Genomic DNA, 969 nt, shown 5'->3' with positions numbered 1-969 from the left:
ATGACATTCGACTGGGAGGGTGCAACGCACAATTGGCAATTGTATTGGTTTAGAGCTAGGAAGGAATATATGAGTTATGAGCAAAGATTTAAGAGAGCTCAAAAAGAAGCGTAAGTTTTGGCGAGAAGTTGAACAATATCAGCTTTGGCATAGAAGTTGCATTGATTATGAGCATACAAAATCTAAACTTTCTGAAATCGAAAATGAAATCAAAAAAGCCACTGCTGAGAACAGTGACTAGGACACATAAAACTAAATGTATGTGCTAATTATAGCACAGATTGGAGAAAAAATGACACTAAGAACTTTACTGATGTTAATCACATCACCACACAGAATAAAAATAGGTAAATTTACTTATGATAATGCAGCATTCGTACCGGTTGAATTTTTATATAAAGAAGTAAAAGGTTTTCATGTAGAAAGTGAAATATCAGAATTAGAATATTTTGCTGATGAAAATGAAGGTAAAAGATTTGTCAATTTAGAAGAAATAGCAATTTTAGTAATTGAGGTAGCTTAATGATAACCACTATTTTATGCATATTTGCAGTAATTATACCTAGCTATATGCTTGGATTTTTAAAAGGCACCAAAAATTTAAATCGAATTATTGATCATTACGAAAATAAAATTATTCAAATCAAAAGACAAGACAATTTAAAAAATAGGACGATTGAACGTTGGGAACGTGAAGATGAGGAGCTGAGAAATGGCACAAGATAAATATATTGCCTGTGAGATTTGTCGGAATCAAGTTTTAACAGGCGAAGAATTTGAAATAGACGGCTATGTTTTCTGCTCGCAAGATTGCATGGATAAGGCAAGTGATTATTTATGAGTGACACGTACATCAAGTTAAAAAGCGGTCAGTTTGTGACTGTGGACGAGTTTAATGATGATACTGAAACATATATCAGACTTTGGCTAGATAGCGCACCACAAGACGAAATAATGACTTTAATTAGT

Annotated in this window: 5 protein-coding genes; all 5 read left to right on the top strand. The window is 32.8% G+C overall.

What is annotated here, in order from left to right; all coding sequences use genetic code 11:
- Genes HOY35_RS13715 through HOY35_RS13340 form a run of 5 tightly spaced genes read left to right on the top strand, consistent with a single transcriptional unit; the run spans nt 1 to nt 841 of the window.
- Entirely contained in the window at nt 1-114 is a 114-nt protein-coding gene (locus HOY35_RS13715) for a DUF3024 domain-containing protein (protein WP_172214581.1), read from the top strand.
- A complete protein-coding gene (locus HOY35_RS13355) occupies nt 77-241 on the top strand; it encodes a hypothetical protein (RefSeq protein WP_172214566.1) in 165 nt (54 codons plus the stop codon). The genes HOY35_RS13715 and HOY35_RS13355 overlap by 38 nt, the downstream gene beginning before the upstream one ends.
- A gap of 51 nt (nt 242-292) precedes the next feature.
- Complete coding sequence (locus HOY35_RS13350; protein ID WP_172214596.1) at nt 293-523, top strand: hypothetical protein; 231 nt, start codon at nt 293-295, stop codon at nt 521-523.
- The gene (locus tag HOY35_RS13345) at nt 523-726 is read left to right on the top strand and encodes a hypothetical protein (protein WP_172214597.1); all 204 of its coding nucleotides are present in this window, start codon (nt 523-525) and stop codon (nt 724-726) included. Before HOY35_RS13350 ends, HOY35_RS13345 begins: the two co-directional genes overlap by 1 nt.
- Nucleotides 713-841, top strand: a complete 129-nt coding sequence (locus HOY35_RS13340; RefSeq protein WP_172214599.1) for a hypothetical protein — start codon at nt 713-715, stop codon at nt 839-841. The genes HOY35_RS13345 and HOY35_RS13340 overlap by 14 nt, the downstream gene beginning before the upstream one ends.
- The last annotated feature ends 128 nt before the right edge of the window (nt 842-969 follow it).

This window comes from Enterococcus sp. MMGLQ5-1 (assembly GCF_013155265.1).
Taxonomy (GTDB): Bacteria; Bacillota; Bacilli; order Lactobacillales; family Streptococcaceae; genus MMGLQ5-1.
Note: the sequence above shows the minus strand (reverse complement) of the source record. Positions and strands in the feature narration are given on the sequence as shown.

Excerpts from the sequence above, each read along its gene's own strand:
- HOY35_RS13715 (WP_172214581.1), top strand. The coding sequence starts at position 1 with ATGACATTCGACTGGGAGGGTGCAACGCACAATTGGCAATTGTATTGG.
- HOY35_RS13355 (WP_172214566.1), top strand. The coding sequence starts at position 77 with ATGAGCAAAGATTTAAGAGAGCTCAAAAAGAAGCGTAAGTTTTGGCGA.
- HOY35_RS13350 (WP_172214596.1), top strand. The coding sequence starts at position 293 with ATGACACTAAGAACTTTACTGATGTTAATCACATCACCACACAGAATA.
- HOY35_RS13345 (WP_172214597.1), top strand. The coding sequence starts at position 523 with ATGATAACCACTATTTTATGCATATTTGCAGTAATTATACCTAGCTAT.
- HOY35_RS13340 (WP_172214599.1), top strand. The coding sequence starts at position 713 with ATGGCACAAGATAAATATATTGCCTGTGAGATTTGTCGGAATCAAGTT.